Origin of the sequence: Klebsiella sp. ZJOU C1, from assembly GCF_035620215.1 — a bacterium.
GTDB lineage: Bacteria > Pseudomonadota > Gammaproteobacteria > Enterobacterales > Enterobacteriaceae > Klebsiella > Klebsiella variicola.
This window is the reverse complement of record NZ_CP141644.1, coordinates 5,279,113-5,294,633: the sequence shown is the minus strand read 5'-3', so window position 1 is coordinate 5,294,633 and position 15,521 is coordinate 5,279,113. Positions and strand designations below refer to the sequence as shown.

The 15,521-nt window shown below is 51.8% G+C and carries 15 protein-coding genes; 8 read left to right on the top strand and 7 right to left on the bottom strand.

Translation table 11 applies throughout. The features are described 5' to 3' along the window. A complete protein-coding gene (locus tag SPE70_RS25415; protein WP_012540300.1) occupies nt 1-618 on the bottom strand; it encodes a trimeric intracellular cation channel family protein in 618 nt (205 codons plus the stop codon). 275 nt (nt 619-893) lie between these two features. Between SPE70_RS25415 and SPE70_RS25410 the strand changes: the two genes are divergently transcribed. Continuing rightward, complete coding sequence (locus SPE70_RS25410; protein WP_016161966.1) at nt 894-2,144, top strand: chloride channel protein; 1,251 nt, start codon at nt 894-896, stop codon at nt 2,142-2,144. Nucleotides 2,145-2,201: 57 nt separating this feature from the next. Here SPE70_RS25410 and SPE70_RS25405 read toward each other — a convergent pair whose 3' ends face one another. The 3 genes from SPE70_RS25405 to SPE70_RS25395 all read right to left on the bottom strand — a co-directional run bounded on the left by SPE70_RS25405 (nt 2,202) and on the right by SPE70_RS25395 (nt 5,055). Continuing rightward, complete coding sequence (locus SPE70_RS25405; RefSeq protein WP_012967052.1) at nt 2,202-3,260, bottom strand: bifunctional transcriptional activator/DNA repair enzyme AdaA; 1,059 nt, start codon at nt 3,258-3,260, stop codon at nt 2,202-2,204. A 2-nt stretch (nt 3,261-3,262) separates the two neighbouring features. Further along, nucleotides 3,263-4,009, bottom strand: a complete 747-nt coding sequence (locus SPE70_RS25400) for an isocitrate lyase/PEP mutase family protein (protein WP_064170602.1) — start codon at nt 4,007-4,009, stop codon at nt 3,263-3,265. 182 nt (nt 4,010-4,191) lie between these two features. Next, nucleotides 4,192-5,055 carry a YicC/YloC family endoribonuclease gene (locus SPE70_RS25395; protein WP_008806823.1) on the bottom strand — a complete coding sequence of 288 codons (864 nt, stop codon included), beginning with the start codon at nt 5,053-5,055 and terminating at the stop codon, nt 4,192-4,194. Between the two features lie 643 nt (nt 5,056-5,698). Between SPE70_RS25395 and SPE70_RS25390 the strand changes: the two genes are divergently transcribed. The 6 genes from SPE70_RS25390 (at nt 5,699) to pyrE (ending at nt 12,051) form a co-directional block, all read left to right on the top strand. Further along, complete coding sequence (locus tag SPE70_RS25390; protein ID WP_063105956.1) at nt 5,699-7,399, top strand: lysophospholipid acyltransferase family protein; 1,701 nt, start codon at nt 5,699-5,701, stop codon at nt 7,397-7,399. An 85-nt stretch (nt 7,400-7,484) separates the two neighbouring features. Continuing rightward, a complete protein-coding gene (locus tag SPE70_RS25385; protein WP_012967055.1) occupies nt 7,485-8,450 on the top strand; it encodes an HlyD family secretion protein in 966 nt (321 codons plus the stop codon). Then, the gene (locus SPE70_RS25380) at nt 8,443-9,360 is read left to right on the top strand and encodes an ABC transporter ATP-binding protein (RefSeq protein ID WP_012540304.1); all 918 of its coding nucleotides are present in this window, start codon (nt 8,443-8,445) and stop codon (nt 9,358-9,360) included. The genes SPE70_RS25385 and SPE70_RS25380 overlap by 8 nt, the downstream gene beginning before the upstream one ends. Continuing rightward, a complete protein-coding gene (locus tag SPE70_RS25375) occupies nt 9,347-10,486 on the top strand; it encodes an ABC transporter permease (protein ID WP_012540305.1) in 1,140 nt (379 codons plus the stop codon). Before SPE70_RS25380 ends, SPE70_RS25375 begins: the two co-directional genes overlap by 14 nt. Before the next feature lie 95 nt (nt 10,487-10,581). Beyond that, nucleotides 10,582-11,298 (top strand): ribonuclease PH, encoded by a 717-nt coding sequence (gene rph, locus SPE70_RS25370; protein ID WP_002922602.1) that lies wholly within the window; start codon nt 10,582-10,584, stop codon nt 11,296-11,298. Nucleotides 11,299-11,409: 111 nt separating this feature from the next. After that, nucleotides 11,410-12,051 carry an orotate phosphoribosyltransferase gene (gene pyrE / locus SPE70_RS25365; protein WP_008806829.1) on the top strand — a complete coding sequence of 214 codons (642 nt, stop codon included), beginning with the start codon at nt 11,410-11,412 and terminating at the stop codon, nt 12,049-12,051. A gap of 47 nt (nt 12,052-12,098) precedes the next feature. On the opposite strand, the gene slmA is transcribed toward pyrE, so the two are convergent. The 3 genes from slmA to coaBC all read right to left on the bottom strand — a co-directional run bounded on the left by slmA (nt 12,099) and on the right by coaBC (nt 14,470). Continuing rightward, nucleotides 12,099-12,695 carry a nucleoid occlusion factor SlmA gene (gene slmA, locus SPE70_RS25360; RefSeq protein WP_008806831.1) on the bottom strand — a complete coding sequence of 199 codons (597 nt, stop codon included), beginning with the start codon at nt 12,693-12,695 and terminating at the stop codon, nt 12,099-12,101. Between the two features lie 124 nt (nt 12,696-12,819). After that, nucleotides 12,820-13,278: a dUTP diphosphatase gene (gene dut, locus SPE70_RS25355; RefSeq protein WP_012540306.1), complete on the bottom strand. Its 459-nt coding sequence runs from the start codon at nt 13,276-13,278 to the stop codon at nt 12,820-12,822. After that, a complete protein-coding gene (gene coaBC / locus SPE70_RS25350; protein ID WP_032740382.1) occupies nt 13,256-14,470 on the bottom strand; it encodes a bifunctional phosphopantothenoylcysteine decarboxylase/phosphopantothenate--cysteine ligase CoaBC in 1,215 nt (404 codons plus the stop codon). Before coaBC ends, dut begins: the two co-directional genes overlap by 23 nt. Nucleotides 14,471-14,642: 172 nt before the next feature. Here coaBC and radC point away from each other — a divergent pair, with 172 nt between their 5' ends. Beyond that, entirely contained in the window at nt 14,643-15,308 is a 666-nt protein-coding gene (radC, locus tag SPE70_RS25345; RefSeq protein WP_008806834.1) for a RadC family protein, read from the top strand. Nucleotides 15,309-15,521: the final 213 nt, after the last annotated feature.

Below are 15,521 nucleotides of genomic sequence, written 5' to 3'. Positions count from 1 at the left end.
TTAGTGGCTATCATGGGTGTAGTGGAAGACCGGTAGCCCCAGTTTCCAGCGCAGTGCCAGCATGCGGGCGGTAAAGCCGAACAGCAGCGTAGCCAGCACCACCACATCGTGGCTGCTGACGTAATGTTGCAGGGCAATATAGAGTACGGCTGCGGCAAACGAGATCCCGGCATAGAGCTCTTTCTGGAAGACCAGCGGAATGCGTTTGCAGAACATATCGCGCAGTACGCCGCCAAAAACGCCGGTGATGACCGCGGCGATAGAGGCGATGATCGGACCTTCGCCCATATCCAGGGCGATCTGCGCGCCGATGATGGAAAACACGATCAGCCCCAGCGCGTCCAGCACCAGAAACAGCCGGCGAAGGTGAGGCATCACTGGAGCGGCAATGGTGGTGAGGACGGCGGCGACAGCGACAATAATGACATATTCCGGATGTTTCACCCAGCCGAGAGGATAATGTCCCAGCAGGATATCGCGAACGGAACCCCCGCCCAGCGCGGTCGCGGTGGCGATAATGATGACGCCAAACGTGTCCATCCGCCGGCGCCCGGCAGCCAGCGCGCCGGTCATGGCTTCCGCGGTGATACCGATTAAATACAGAACATGAAGCAGCATAGATCCCCCCAGATAATGGCGGGCAGGTTAACGATTTGTGCGCAGGATCACGATTGAGATTTTCTAAAGCGAATCATTTACGCCAGGAAAAATTAATGGAAGTAGTATCTGTGATGGCTTGATTTAAAGGTTTATTGATTTTTTAGGTATTTTTATTGATTAGAAAAAATAATGCTAAGTGAAGCGACGGGTATCACTATCGAAAACACTATGATTACGCAATGTTTAAGTCTCGTCCTTTATTCTTTTATTTTTCCTTTTCAAGGCCTGAGAAAATGAGCGTCGCCGCCGGGAATAAAAACAATCTGACCCGCCTGATAGCCGTGGTATTAACCGGGATTCTGGCCGGTTTGTCCGGTATGGTGTTGGCACTGATTTTACACGCGATACAGCACCTGGCTTTTGGCTACAGTGCCGGGCAGATCGTCGGTTCGGTGTCATTTTTACAGGGCGTCACGGAGTCGTCCTGGCCACGCCGCATCGCGGCAATCGTGGCTGGCGGCGTCGTCGCCGGATTTGGCTGGTGGCTGCTTGGTCGCTATGGGCAGAAGCGGGTTTCCATTGCGGCGGCGGTGGCCAACCCTTCCGTACCCATGCCAGCAGGCACCACGACGATCCACGCCCTGCTGCAGATCGTCACCGTAGCGCTGGGTTCCCCGCTTGGCCGCGAAGTGGCGCCCCGGGAAATGGGCGCGCTGGGGGCGGGGATGGTGGCGCGTAAGCTGGGCCTGCTGGAAGATGAAACCCGCACCCTGATCGCCTGTGGGGCGGGCGCCGGTCTGGCGGCGGTCTATAACGTCCCGCTGGCAGGGGCGTTGTTCAGCCTTGAGGTCATGCTGCTGTCGTTTAGCTGGGAAAAAACGCTGGCGGCGATAATGACCTCGGCGATTGCCGCGTGGACGGCTACCCTGGGGTTAGGGGATGAATCGCAATACCATTTTGTTTCCAGCACGCTTCCGCATTCCTTTCTCTGGTGGGCGATTCTGGCGGGCCCGATTCTTGGCACCGGCGCCTGGCTCTTTCGTAAAGCGACCAGCGCAGCGCGTTCACGCGTCCGAAGTAACTGGCAGATGCCGGTGTTCTGTCTGCTGGGGTTTTCCCTTCTTGCCATCCTGAGCCTTTATTTCCCGGAACTTCCGGGCAACGGCAAGGGACCAATGCAGCTGGCGCTCAGCGACGGGCTGCCTCTCTCTATGGTCGCTATCCTGTTAGTGTTGAAGATGGTGGTGATCCTGGCGGTGCTGCGCGGCGGCGCGGAGGGTGGATTGTTAACCCCGGGGCTGGCGGTAGGCGGACTGGTCAGTCTGCTGCTCTGCGCACTCTGGCAGCTCGGCTTCCCTGGCGGAGATAAAAGCAGCTTCGCTCTGGTGGGGGCGGCCGCGTTTCTCGCCGCCTCCATGCAGATGCCGCTGACTGCGGTGGTGCTGGTGATGGAGTTCACCCACATGGATCACAGCTATCTGGCTCCGGCGCTGCTGTGCGCGGCAGGGGCGTTTTTAACCTGCCGGGCGCTGGACAAAAAATAGGTTTACCGAACCGCAGTGAAAGTGAACAGGGAGGGGCCCTTCATCCGGGAAGTAAAATCAGCCGCATTTTTCCCTGATGGTTGCCTCATGGTTAATAAGCCATTTTTTACGTGCAACGCCGCCGCCGTAACCGGTCATCGAACCATCTTTGCCGATAATTCGATGGCAGGGGATGATAATCGCGACGCGGTTAGCGCCGTTTGCTGCAGCCACCGCGCGCGTGGCCGTTGGTTTACCTATATCCATCGCAATCGATTGATAATGCGTCGTCTCACCGAAGCTAACGTACTGTAAATGGCGCCAGACCGCTCGCTGGAATTCGCTGCCTGGGGTATCAAGCGCCACCTCGAACGATTGACGCCGCCCGGCAAAATACTCCGTTATTTCCTGTTGCGCCTGCCGGGTGTGGGCGTTTTCACCAGCGATGATGCTGGCGTCGAACCGTCGCTGCAGGTCGCTGAATTCTGTCTCCAGCGCTCGTCTGTCGACAAACTCCAGCAGACAAATCCCCCGCTGCGTTGCACAAACAAACATTGGCCCTAACGGGGTGGTAAAACGATGAATTAAAACAACCTGGCGTTGCGCGCTGGGTGCGGAACCGGTCAATTTTTTGCAGGTATAGCCGAAACCGCTTAAGGACTCATAGCCGCTATCGAAAGCGACATCGGTGGTTGATCGGCCTGCTTTCAGCTCCTGAAGCGCCATATTAACGCGCTGCATCCGTTGAAAAGCCTGAAAGGTGATCCCGTGGTTTTGCAGGAACCAGCGGCGAACGCGTTCCGGGCTAATATCGTGCTGACGTAGTTCGCTATCACTGAGGCGAACCTTCGGGTCTTCTCGCAGCAGGCGGAGCGCTTGCTCAACAAAGGCGGGGGCTGTCCGGGCATTCTCCGTCGGGCGACAGACTTTGCATGGCCGGAACCCGGCATCCAGCGCGGATTTAACGTCATTATAGAATTCGACGTTTTCCCGCCTGGGTTTTCGCGCCCGACAGACCGAGATACAAAATACGCCGGTGGTTTTCACGCCAACGAAAAAGACGCCGGTAAACTCCACAGCGCGTTCAAGCAGCGCCTGATACCAGATATCGCACTGGATGCTGTCGGTAATTTTCATGGTCAAAAAACACCCAAGAAAGAGTAGTTAGCTTGCACCTGACATAATAAGTCTTTCAGTCTGGCCTGTGTGGCAGCATGAATAAAATTGCCCATCGAAATTCGTTTTACGCCCAGTGCCGATAAGGTACTGAAGTCCGCCAGCTCAGGCATGCACATTACGTTTAAGGGTAAAGGCACGTGGCGGACAATGGCGGTAATATCTTCCGCGCGGGTGACGCAAGGCACAAAAAAACCGCATCCGCCATGGTTAGCGTATAACTGACCGCGATAGAGCGTCTCATCCAGTGCATTTGGTACGTTGAGAAGAAAGGTATCGGTGCGGACATTAACAAACATATCGGGACAAGCGTGGGTGATTTCCTGGATTTTGGCGGCAAAGACCACGGCATCGTCAAGACGACGCGTATTATTCACCACATGACTATCCTCGAGGTTTATTCCGCTCACGCCGAGATGCGCCAGACGCTGGATATTGTCAATGATGTGGCTGGTTGTGGCGCTGTAGCCCGCCTCTAAATCGACGCTTAACGGCAGTTCGCTAACAGCTTTGATGCGTGAGACGATATATAACAGCTCGTCAAAACTCATCTCTTCGCCATCTTCATACCCTAACATTGCGGCGATAGCAGCGCTGGAGGAGCCCAGCGCCTGATAACCGGCCTGCTGAGCGGCCTGAGCGCTGCTGGCATCCCAGACGTTGGCAAGCAACAACGGTTGGTTTTGCTGGTGAAGCGCGTTGAAGTTCATTCTTTTCTCCCGCGGTGGTGTGTCCCCAGACTGTGCCGCGTTGGGCTCATTTGCCACAACCGAAAACTGGACGACTATTTTTATACGTAGATTCTTATCGTCAGCCGGCGGGAGAGATAAATAAAAAGGCCATGATTGATCATGACCTTTTATACGGTAGTGCCTGGATGGGTGAGAAAGCGTTACTCGATATTCTGTATCTGTTCGCGCATTTGCTCGATCAGTACCTTCAGCTCAATCGCGGAGTTGGTGACCTCGGCGTTAATCGATTTTGACGCCAGGGTGTTCGACTCACGGTTGAACTCCTGCATCATAAAGTCGAGACGGCGACCCACAGCCTCTTTCTTTTTCAGAATGTTGTAGGTCTCTTTAACGTGCGCTTCGAGGCGGTCCAGCTCTTCGGCAACGTCGATACGCTGCGCCATCAGCACCAGCTCTTGCTCAAGACGGTTATTTTCCAGCTGCACTTCCGCGTCTTCCAGTTTGGCAACCAGACGCTCGCGCTGCCACTGGAGGATTTCCGGCATATGAGCGCGAACTTTGGTCACTTCGCCGCTCACCCCTTCAAGCCGCTGCTCGATAAGCGCTTTCAGGGCCTGGCCTTCCGTTTCGCGGGCGACGATGAAGTCGTCCAGCGCGCCATCAAGAGCGGCCAGAATGTCGGCGGCGATGGCGTCGAGATCCTGCTCTTTGGCGGCCATCACGCCCGGCCAGCGCAGGATATCAACCGGGTTGATTTCCCCTTCATCGCTCTGCATTTTCACCCAGTTGGCAGCGTTGACCAGCTGTTTAGCCAGCTTTTCGTTGAGGATAAGTTCACCCTGAGCGCTGGGATCTTGTTCAAAACGCAGGGTGCATTCGACTTTACCGCGAGTCAGGCGGGCGCGAATGCGCTCGCGTACCACGGGCTCCAGACTACGGAACTGCTCCGGCAGGCGGAAGTACGTTTCCAGATAGCGCTGGTTTACCGAGCGCAGCTCCCATGCGGCGCTACCCCAGTCACCCTTGATTTCACGGCGGGCATAGGCGGTCATACTGCGGATCATAGACGTTCCTGTTTTCGTAATAATGAATGCAAGGATTATAGCTATGCGGGCGGTGACTTAACAGGAATAGTGATGAAATACCTGGATGGCGATTGTTTTGAGGGGCATAGCCACAATCTATTTCATGCAATTACTAAGTTAAGCGAGCGGTATGCTTCTGTTGTGGGTAAAAATAAGACGTTTTGTATTAGCGATTTTACGTCAATGACGCTGTTAAGTTATATGTGGTTAATTATTTGGGCTTACTGAAGAAATGGTTTTTCTGCGCTTTGTTGACCGCGGGGAGATATTACTTTTTGCTGTAGTTAATGGTTTTATGTTATTTGGCGTGAACATCAAATACAGATGATGCTATACGAGCTAGTTTCTTGGCGGAAAATCTGATCAGAGTGATGCTTTCGTGCCAAATATAACCACTGGAAATACTACGGTGTATTATCTTTAAGTATTATGTATGCTTTTTTTGAATTTATTGCGGCAAATATATTAAACCTGCTATTGTTTATATTGTCTTCATGAATATTATCACTTCAACTATATTCATTAATTTTGTATTAGTGGGTTTTCATTTTGGGCGGTATTGTCCGACAGAAGGATCACGAGTATAGTCGTTTTGGATTAGTTCTATAAAAAGGATTTTAATATGAACGCTATCTTTGACAGAGTCATTAGAGAGTTTTTCCCGGATACCCATATTCCACACTGGAAAAAATGGGTTTTCAGAGCCGCATTTGGCAATAAGATATTCTCTCGTTTAATAAACGACGAACGGTTAATTGATAAAAATGGTGTGCATTGGGTTAGTTCGGTCATTGATTTTTTTAACGTCCAATGTGAAACGGAATACTCTGACTTTAATAATATACCCCGACTGGGTGCTACAGTTGTTATTTCAAATCATCCGACGGTAATGGATGGTATTGCTTTAATACATACTATCGCTCAGGTCAGGAAAGATATAAAAATAGTGGCTAACCATATTTTGCCAATGATATTCCCACAGGTGGCAGAACTTACCATTGGTATTGAGAATATGGCTGGTAAGATGAGCCATAAGAAATTCAGGGAAATGAACGATCACCTGAAGAACGGTGGTGTGTTGATTATTTGTCCTGCAGGTAAGTTGGCTAGCTGGTCTCTTTCAGGTTTACAGGAACATCAATGGAATCCCGGTTTTTTACAACTGGCGATGAGAAACAACGCGGCGCTGGTACCTGTCCATATTACGGGATCAAACAGCAAAACTTATTATTTAGCTGCGACGGTCTGGCGGCAACTGTCAAATATAATGATTATTCGTGAAGCGCTACGCCATCGTGGTAAGACCATGAAAATCAAAGTAGGGCAGCAAATAGCCTTATCTTCGTTTAATCGATTTAATAAAGATCTGTCCGCCGCGTCAAGTGTATGCTTGATGCATCTCCAGAGCATCGGAGAGAATGGTCCGGCGCTGGTAGATACGGTTTCTCCGCAAAAATTAACAGGTAGTCGAGAGTGTTTAATAAACGCAATAGAAGAGTGCGAAGTATTAAGACAATTTGATGATGGTAGAAAATTATTGATATTTCGCTGCAATACCCTCGGGGACTCACCCATTCTTGATGAGCTAGGGCGCTTACGCGAGCGCTGTTATCGCGATATTGGCGCTGGATCCGGTAAAGACAGAGATAATGATGTTTTTGATGAAACCTATTACCATATCATTTTATGGGATCCTTCTGATGAAGAAATACTGGGTGCCTATCGTCTAATACCCGTTGGTGAGCAGTTAGCGCAACATGGAATAACAGGCCTCTATAGCAACAGCCTGTTCAAGTACCATAATAATGCCTATTCCTGTTTAAGCCAGTGTGTGGAAATCGGCCGTGGATTTATCCAGAAGCCTTATCAAAAAAGTAATGTTCTTGATTATTTATGGCGCGGGATATTTGATTTTATAAAAAGATATCCAGACTATAAATATTTGTTAGGTGTGTTGACGATCCCCGGCTCTTTTCCTGAAGAGGTGCAGAAACTCATTGTAAGCTTTTATAATATGTACTTTCCCAGTTCGGTTAACTTTTGTACGCCAATTCAATTATTCACTGCAGAAGGTGCACAAAGTGATAGCCCATTTTCCGGAAATGATTTTAGAGACGACTGGCGTGTGCTTAACGATTTACTGAGAGAAAAAGGTTATGAACTACCATGGCCTTTTAAACAGAGCGCTAAATGGTTTTCTCCAGGCGGATCGTCGATTCTTGCATTCACAAAAGATGATGCTTTTCACTCGATCGCTGGTTTAAACCTGAGTGCTCTCGATAAATTGAATGAAATATACTTTAAGCATTATTTGAAGGATTAAACTGACGATAACGTTAGGGTTTGGAATGAGAATAATTCAATCCAGACATCAGTAATGAAAACTCTATGCGTACGGATGCGTTTTAATGCAAAAGCCAGTAAATATATTTATTGTTGTGATAGCGATGCTGATGATAACGGGGTGTGATAACAAACCGGAGAACAGGTTATCTGGTTATTCACATGGCGAATTTGTCTATCTTTCTTATTCTTCCACTGCAAAAATTGAACAGCTATTCATTAAGAAAGGAGATAATGTCACGCCTGGGCAAGAGTTAGTGAAGATTGAGTCCTTTGATGCGCAAAATATTTTCCTGCGAGCTGAGGAAAAACTTTCTGCAGAGAGCGCATTATTGCGAAATCTGGAGTCGGGAGAGCGGCCTGAAGAGCTGGATATTATTCGTGCCCAGATTAAAAAAGCACGATCGGCGGAATCCCAGGTAAAGCGTCAGCTTGAGCGGTATCGTAATCTTTACGCCAGTCGCGCCATCTCGCTCGCAGAATGGGAGGATATCCGGGATGAGTTAACGCAAAAAGGCGCGCAGGTTGAAGAGTTAATTAATCAACTCAAAGCGCGGCAACTGCCTGCCCGTCAGGATGAGATTAGCAAACAGCTCTCGATGGTGGCCGCGGCAAAACTCGAACGTGACAAGGCGCTTTGGGATGTCCAGCAAACGACGATTGTTTCTCCGGTCAATGCTAAAGTCTTCGATATTATTTATCGTGCCGGGGAACGGCCCACTGCCGGCAGACCAATAATTAGTCTGTTACCTCCTGAGAATATAAAAGTACGCTTTTTTATACCCGAGGCGATGCTTGGTAAATTTAAAATCGGAACCAAGGTAAAACTGATATGCGATGGTTGCGCTGAGCCCATTGCTGGCGTGATTAACTACATCAGTCCTGAAGCGGAATTTACGCCTCCGGTTATTTATAGTACGAAACGCCGGGAGAAACTCATTTTTATGGCTGAGGCTGTTCCTGCCCGGAAGCAGGCTGAGCGGATGAAAATCGGCCAGCCGTTTGATGTGGAGGTTATTGGTAATGAATAATCTTTGTATTGATGTAAAAAATCTCAATAAGTATTTTGGTGAGCATCACGTCGTAAAGGATTTCTCTTTGCAGGTGGCAAAAGGCGAAATTTATGGTTTTCTTGGGCCGAACGGTAGCGGGAAAACAACATCGATTCGGATGATGTGTGGTTTGATTACCCCGGATTCAGGTGAAGGCTCTTGTCTGGGCATGGACATCTTTACGCAGCGGGAAAAAATAAAAAAAAAGATAGGTTATATGACCCAGTATTTCTCAATGTGGGGAAATTTAACCATCCGGGAAAACTTACTTTTTATCGCGCGGTTGTATAGCCTCGACCAACGTAAAGCCCGGGTTGAACGCGCGCTTTCAGAGTTAGGCCTCACTACCCGACAGCATCAGCAGGCCAGGGAGCTTTCTGGCGGCTGGAAGCAAAGAATGGCCCTCGCCGCTTGCATGTTGCATGAACCCGTTTTGTTGTTTCTCGATGAACCAACCGCTGGCGTGGATCCGAAAGCGCGGCGAGAGTTCTGGCAAATGCTGCATCAGTTATCGGACAGAGGGATCTCAATCCTGGTGAGCACGCATTATATGGATGAGGCCGAGCGCTGCCATAAGGTTGCCTATCTGTCTTATGGCCGTCTGTTGGCGAATGGCACTATTTCGTCGATTATCGCGTCCCAGAATCTGATCACCATGCGAACCAGCGGCACCGGTCTGACGCTGCTTGAAAACCAGCTACAACGCTTGCCGGAGATTGAGCAAACGGTCATTTTTGGCAATCAGCTTTATATTACTTCCAGAGATGAAGCCAAATTAAAGTCCACGCTTTTTGCATTTACACAACAGGGCTATGAGTTCTGTCAGGTGGCTACCAATCTGGAAGATGCATTTACCTACTTGATGAAAAACGATTGTGAAAAAAATTAATTTAAGCTTCTCCTTTACCCGTTGGATCGGCGTGGTTATTAAGGAAATCCACGAATTACGTCGTGATAAAGTCAGCATTAGTATGGTGCTCCTGACACCTATTTTTCAGCTGATCATTCTTGGCTATGCGATCAATATGGATCCCCATAATCTTCCTACCGCGTTATTAAATTACGATACCGAACGCATGAGTCATATTTTTGTGACGGAAGCGCAAAATACAGGGTATTTTTCAATGATTCCTGTCGATTCAGAAGAGGCGGCGCAGAAAGCGTTCGTTCGGGGAGATGTCACTTTTATCGTGACGATTCCTGAGGGGTTTACGCGCAAGATGCTGCGTGGAGAAAAGCCTCAGCTGTTAATTCAGGGGGATGCCATCGATCCGATAACCACGGGGAATGCGCTAAGTGCCCTTGTACAGGTGGCGAAATCGATGTTTCAACACGATTTGCCGGGCGACATGCGTGTCTCGCAAAAAGAGGATGATTTCGAGCTTATTATCCATCGGATGTTTAACCCTGAGGGGATTACCCAGTTTAATACTATTCCAGGTATTATGGGATCGATACTCAGTACCACCTTGATCCTGATGACCGCCCTGTCTATTACCCGTGAGCGAGAAAACGGGGCGTTAGAAAATTTACTGGTCTCTCCTTTGACCGGGTTTGAGGTCATTGTCGGGAAGATAACGCCTTTTGTTGTCATCGGTTTGTTCCAGGCGACGTTAATTCTGATTGCCGCTGTGCTATTGTTCGATATTCCCCTTCATGGTAGCGTTTTTCTGCTTTTTTTTGTGCTGTTAATATATGTTTTCCTCTGCCTGTCAATTGGCATTGGTATTTCTGGCCTGGCACAAAACCAACTGCAGGCGCTGCAAATGTCGTCATTTTACTTTATTCCTTCCATTATGCTTTCCGGCTTTATCAGCCCCTTTATTAGTATGCCTGACTGGGCGAAAGCCATTGGCTCCTGTTTACCGCTGACCTATTTCATCCGACTGGTTAAGGGCATCATGCTGAAAGGCTATTCTGCGATGGCATTATTACCCGACCTTTTGCCACTGATCGGCCTGGCGGTGATAGTGATTGGCGTGGGGTTGAAATCTTATCGTAAAACACTGGACTGACATTATGTGCGTGCCCGGCACGTGTTGGCATAGGCTTTTCGCCATGAAATTCGTATAATGCGCCCCACATTCGTTTCAAGCCGGAGATTTCTATCATGCGTCCAGCAGGCCGTAGCGCTAATCAGGTGCGTCCCGTCACCCTGACCCGTAATTACACAAAACACGCTGAAGGCTCCGTGCTGGTCGAATTCGGTGATACCAAAGTGTTGTGCACCGCTTCCATTGACGAAGGCGTTCCGCGTTTCCTGAAAGGACAGGGGCAGGGCTGGATCACCGCTGAATATGGCATGCTGCCGCGCTCAACGCACACGCGTAACGCGCGTGAAGCAGCAAAAGGCAAGCAGGGCGGCCGGACGATGGAAATTCAGCGTCTGATCGCTCGCGCGCTGCGCGCGGCGGTTGACCTGAAAGCGCTGGGTGAATTCACCATCACCCTCGACTGCGATGTGCTGCAGGCCGATGGCGGCACCCGTACGGCGTCGATTACCGGGGCCTGCGTGGCGCTGGCCGATGCGCTGAACAAACTGGTGGCAGCCGGCAAGCTGAAAACCAACCCAATGAAGGGGATGGTTGCCGCGGTGTCCGTTGGTATCGTTAACGGCGAAGCCATTTGCGATCTGGAGTACATCGAAGATTCCGCAGCGGAAACCGACATGAACGTGGTGATGACCGAAGATGGCCGCATTATTGAGGTGCAGGGGACGGCAGAAGGCGAGCCGTTCACCCATGAAGAGCTCCTCACTCTCCTGGCGTTAGCCCGAGGGGGGATCGAATCCATTATCACGACGCAGAAGGCGGCGTTAGAAAATTAATGATTAAGGCGACTGAGAAGTCGCCTTTTTTTTGCGCTTCATCCTTCATTACACCTGCGAAGGATGAGCGCGTAGTCTGACAATGATGAAAGTACCAAAAGGAGCGAATCCATGAAGCCGTATCAGCGCCAGTTTATTGAGTTTGCGCTTAGCAAGCAGGTTCTTAAGTTTGGCGAGTTCACGCTGAAATCCGGGCGCAAGAGCCCCTATTTCTTCAACGCCGGCCTGTTTAACACCGGGCGCGATCTGGCACTGCTGGGCCGTTTTTATGCCGAGGCGCTGGTGGATTCCGGGATTGAGTTCGACCTGCTGTTTGGCCCGGCCTATAAAGGTATTCCGATCGCCACCACCACCGCGGTGGCGTTAGCCGAACATCATGACCGCGATCTGCCTTACTGCTTTAACCGCAAAGAGGCAAAAACCCACGGCGAAGGCGGCAACCTGGTCGGTAGCCCGCTGCAGGGGCGTGTGATGCTGGTGGATGACGTGATCACCGCCGGTACGGCGATCCGCGAATCCATGGAGATTATCCAGGCCCAGGGCGCCCAGCTGGCGGGCGTACTGATCTCCCTGGATCGTCAGGAGCGCGGCCGCGGCGAGATCTCCGCTATTCAGGAAGTGGAGCGGGATTACGGCTGCCAGGTGATCTCAATCATCACTCTGAAAGAGCTGATCGCTTATCTGGAAGAGAAACCCGAGATGGCGGAATATCTGGCGTCAGTTCGCGCCTATCGTGAAGCCTACGGCATCTAAGACATACGCCCGGTAAGCGTCAGGCTACCGGGCATCTCAGAAGCAGATTACTGCAGCTGTGCGGCGACCAGCGGCCAGCGGGCCTCGAAATCATCCGTCGGACGATATTTGAACTCGCTGCGCACAAAGCGCGACAGCATGCCCTCGCAGAAGGCCAGCAGCTGGCTGGCCAGCAGGGTTTCGTCGAGGGTGTAGCCTTCGCCTTCACGCATTTTTTTCTCGCGCATCACCTGACGCAGCTGCACTTCGATGCGCTCAAAAAGCTGGTTGATGCGGCCCTGTAGCCGGTCCTGTTCGAACATTAGCGCGTGCCCGGTGAGGATACGCGTCAGCCCAGGATTACGCTCGCCAAACCCAAGAATCAACAGAACGATCAGGCGCAGGCGCGCGGTCGTGTCCTTTTCATCTTTCAAAATCAAATTGATGCGCGTAATCAGACTGTCTTCAATGAACTCGATCAGGCTGTCAAACATGCGGGTTTTGCTGGGAAAATGGCGATACAGCGCGGCTTCGGAGACGCCGACGGAAGCCGCCAGTTTCGCGGTGGTAATACGTTGACTACCATCGCTGGATTCCAGCATGAGCGCCAGAGATTGAAGTATTTCTTCGCGACGATTCCGTTTCGCAGTTTGCTTTTCTGCCATGTTTTAAAATACCCCTGAAAATAAGCACTTGTCAGGCAGACATCCACAACGCGACCGCAAACCGGAGTTTGCGGTGATGTTATTGCGTTATGCGCGTTGGGATGCAGGTTCCGTGTTGCTGGGCTTATTTACGCCCTGAGTGACCGAAGCCGCCTTCGCCGCGGTCGGTGGCGTCAAACTCTTCCACCAGGTTAAATTCCGCCTGCACGACCGGCACAAAGACCATCTGCGCGATACGTTCGCCCGGCTCGATAATAAAGCTCTGCTGACCGCGGTTCCAGACGGACACCATCAGTTGCCCCTGGTAATCGGAGTCGATGAGGCCCACCAGATTGCCCAGTACTACGCCATGCTTATGGCCCAGGCCGGAGCGTGGCAGAATTACCGCCGCCAGAGAGGGATCGGCGATATGAATCGCAAGGCCCGTCGGCAACAGCGTGGTTGCACCCGGCGCCAGCTCTACGGCGTCGTCGAGACAGGCTCGCAGGTCAAGTCCGGCGGAGCCGGAGGTGGCATAGGTCGGCAGCGGAAATTGCTGGCCGACACGCGGGTCCAGAATCTTAACGTCGATTTTTTTCATCATAACGGGTCACGATCTCGTCGAGTAATAATTGGCCCAGGAGTTCCTTGCGCTCAAGTGGTAAGCGCTTTTCCCCATCCTGCCAGAAAAGGTGTAATGCGTTGTTATCGCTATTAAAGCCCTGATCAGGCTGAGAAACATCGTTAGCGCAAATCAGGTCGAGGTTTTTGCGGGCACGTTTTTGCCGCGCATATTCTTCCACATTATTCGTTTCGGCGGCAAACCCAACGACGTAAGGGCGATGGGCTTTTAGCGCCGCAACCCCGGCCACGATATCCGGGTTTTTAATCATTTTTATTGTTAATTCATCACCTTGTTTTTTAATTTTATCTTCGGCGATGACGGCGGCGCGGTAATCCGCCACTGCGGCGCAGCCAATAAAAATATGCTGCTGCTGAGCGCCGGCCTGGACGGCGGCTTCCATTTCCAGTGCGGTAGTGACATCAATGCGCTGCACAAACGGCGGTGTCGGTAGTGATACCGGGCCGCTGACCAGGGTCACGTTCGCGCCCCGCTGCGCGGCGGCGGCGGCAATCGCGAAGCCCATTTTGCCTGAGCTGTGGTTGCTGATGTAACGCACCGGATCCAACGGCTCACGGGTCGGGCCCGCGGTAATCATGAGGTTGAGATGTTGCAAATCTTTGACAGGGGAGGCGAAATGCTGCGCGGCCATCTCCACGATGGTTAACGGATCGAGCATTCTCCCCGGGCCGACGTCGCCGCAGGCCTGGCTGCCGCTGTCCGGTCCCCACAGCAGCAGGCCGCGGGAAGCCAGCGTCCGCAGATTCTGCTGGGTGGCCTGCGCGCGATACATCTGCTGGTTCATGGCGGGCACCACGGCAACCGGGGAAGGGGTGGCAAGACAGATCGTCGACACCAGGTCGTTGGCCATGCCGGCCGCCACGCGGGCGATTAAATCAGCGGTTGCCGGGGCGAGGATCACCAGGTCGGCCCATTTCCCGAGCTCAATATGGCCCATAGCCGCTTCCGCCGCCGGATCGAGCAGGCTGTCGGAAACCGGATAGCCGGATACCGCCTGCAGGCTGAGTGGGGTGATGAACGCTTTTGCCGCCTCCGTCATCGCGACACGCACCTCCGCGCCGCGTTCGCGCAGTCGGCGCACCAGTTCCGGGGTTTTATACGCCGCGATACCGCCGCTGACGCCCAGGACGATTTTTTTACCCGCCAGAGTCATCATGATGTCTTCCTGTTGCCGTAGACCAGAATCCGCGCATCTTATCACAATCCTGTCGTCGTCGTGCCTCTGGTGGGCATTCACTTTGCGAGCGGCTACGCAGGGTGAAAAGCAGTGGGTCGGCAGCGCCGTCAGGCTGTGCCAGGATAGGCAAATTCACCCAGGAGGGCGCATGGACGAAACGGAAAATCTGATGCCACGAGAAAAGATGTTGCAGTACGGCATCGAAGCGCTAACGGATGTTGAGCTGCTGGCGCTGTTTCTGCGCGTCGGCACGCGTCGTCAGGATGTGCTCGGCTATGCGCAGGCGTTACTGCAGCGTTTTGGCTCGCTCTACGCTCTGCTTTCCGCGGATAAAGCGCAGCTGATTGCCGTGGATGGACTGGGACTGGCGAAATATGCGCAACTGAAGGGTATTGCCGAGCTGGCGCGACGCTATTTTAGCTCACAGCTGGTCGAGGAGGCTGCGCTGGTCAGTCCCTCGACGACGCGGGAATTTTTACAAAGCCAGCTTACGGAAGAAGAGCGCGAGATCTTTATGGTGATCTTTTTAGATAATCAGAACCGGGTGTTGAAACATAGTCGCCTTTTTTCTGGTACTCTTAGCCACGTTGAGGTGCATCCGCGAGAAATTGTACGCGAAGCCATCAAAGTGAACGCTGCCGCCGTGATCCTTGCGCATAATCATCCCTCCGGTAGTCCGGAGCCGAGCCAGGCAGACAGGCTGATTACCGAAAGGGTGGTAAAATGTTGTCGATTCATGGAGATACGCGTGCTTGACCATCTGGTTATCGGCCGCGGTGCGTATGTATCTTTTGCCGAGCGTGGCTGGATTTAGTCCCGAACTGGCGATCCTTCGGGATCTTTGTCTGTTCGGGACTTGAGCACATCGCCGAGTCAGCGTATACTACGCCACCTTTGAGAATCTCGGGTTTGGCATTTGGGCCTGGCAGTCGAGAGTTCACATTGAACTGCGATGACCAGGCTGTAAAGCCTGACGAGGCGCCAATACCCCATACGAAGCTCGAGCTAATTTGATTTTTGGAGAATA

Coding starts and splice junctions, on each gene's coding strand:
- SPE70_RS25415 (WP_012540300.1), bottom strand. CDS start 618: ATGCTGCTTCATGTTCTGTATTTAATCGGTATCACCGCGGAAGCCATG.
- SPE70_RS25410 (WP_016161966.1), top strand. CDS start 894: ATGAGCGTCGCCGCCGGGAATAAAAACAATCTGACCCGCCTGATAGCC.
- SPE70_RS25405 (WP_012967052.1), bottom strand. CDS start 3,260: ATGAAAATTACCGACAGCATCCAGTGCGATATCTGGTATCAGGCGCTG.
- SPE70_RS25400 (WP_064170602.1), bottom strand. CDS start 4,009: ATGAACTTCAACGCGCTTCACCAGCAAAACCAACCGTTGTTGCTTGCC.
- SPE70_RS25395 (WP_008806823.1), bottom strand. CDS start 5,055: ATGATCCGCAGTATGACCGCCTATGCCCGCCGTGAAATCAAGGGTGAC.
- SPE70_RS25390 (WP_063105956.1), top strand. CDS start 5,699: ATGAACGCTATCTTTGACAGAGTCATTAGAGAGTTTTTCCCGGATACC.
- SPE70_RS25385 (WP_012967055.1), top strand. CDS start 7,485: ATGCAAAAGCCAGTAAATATATTTATTGTTGTGATAGCGATGCTGATG.
- SPE70_RS25380 (WP_012540304.1), top strand. CDS start 8,443: ATGAATAATCTTTGTATTGATGTAAAAAATCTCAATAAGTATTTTGGT.
- rph (WP_002922602.1), top strand. CDS start 10,582: ATGCGTCCAGCAGGCCGTAGCGCTAATCAGGTGCGTCCCGTCACCCTG.
- pyrE (WP_008806829.1), top strand. CDS start 11,410: ATGAAGCCGTATCAGCGCCAGTTTATTGAGTTTGCGCTTAGCAAGCAG.
- slmA (WP_008806831.1), bottom strand. CDS start 12,695: ATGGCAGAAAAGCAAACTGCGAAACGGAATCGTCGCGAAGAAATACTT.
- dut (WP_012540306.1), bottom strand. CDS start 13,278: ATGATGAAAAAAATCGACGTTAAGATTCTGGACCCGCGTGTCGGCCAG.
- coaBC (WP_032740382.1), bottom strand. CDS start 14,470: ATGACTCTGGCGGGTAAAAAAATCGTCCTGGGCGTCAGCGGCGGTATC.
- radC (WP_008806834.1), top strand. CDS start 14,643: ATGGACGAAACGGAAAATCTGATGCCACGAGAAAAGATGTTGCAGTAC.